Origin of the sequence: Kitasatospora arboriphila (assembly GCF_039528095.1) — a bacterium.
GTDB lineage: Bacteria > Actinomycetota > Actinomycetes > Streptomycetales > Streptomycetaceae > Kitasatospora > Kitasatospora arboriphila.
On sequence record NZ_BAAALD010000333.1, the window covers coordinates 1 to 520 of the forward strand.

At 50.0% G+C, this 520-nt stretch carries 2 protein-coding genes; one reads left to right on the forward strand and one right to left on the reverse strand.

The annotated features are described in order from the left end of the window. Positions 1-271 (forward strand): nuclear transport factor 2 family protein (locus ABD353_RS40245; RefSeq protein ID WP_344628646.1); only part of this gene is annotated, 271 nt, incomplete at its 5' end. 77 nt (positions 272-348) lie between these two features. On the opposite strand, the gene ABD353_RS40700 is transcribed toward ABD353_RS40245, so the two are convergent. Next, on the reverse strand, positions 349-507 hold the full coding sequence (locus ABD353_RS40700) for a M3 family metallopeptidase (RefSeq protein ID WP_425555372.1): 159 nt from the start codon (positions 505-507) through the stop codon (positions 349-351). Between the last annotated feature and the right edge of the window lie 13 nt (positions 508-520).

The window sequence follows — 520 nt, forward strand, 5'->3', positions numbered from 1 at the left end:
GGAAGGATTAGATGGCTTTGCTCAGCATGCGCGTAGACTCCGGGAAATTATCGCCTTCGCTAAAATTGAGTTACATGACGAACTTCGTAACGGGAATCTATATGCCACAAGGCATCGCGTTCTGTGCACCAGGCGCAGCGGAGAAGAGGTGGACATGGAAGTTTATATGTTCGCTGAAATAGATGATTCCGGGCGCTTCATTCGTATCGAAGAAGCCACGTTAATGCTTAAAGGGAGAGAGAGCGATAGAGATTTAGGCAGCGTGAGGTAAAAGAAATATAAGGTTACGACTAGATCAGACAAAAAACCGGGCAGCGCGCCCGGTTATCTTGTCAGACTAAAATTGCCCTACGCACTCAACCCGCGATTTTTCAGCATCGGCTCAATCTGCGGATCGTGTCCGCGCCACTGCCGATCCAGTTCAGCTAAATCAGTGCTGTTCCCGCGTGATAAAATCGCCTCACGGAAACGCTGACCGTTCTCACGGGTCAAACCGCCCTGCTCCACGAACCATTGATAG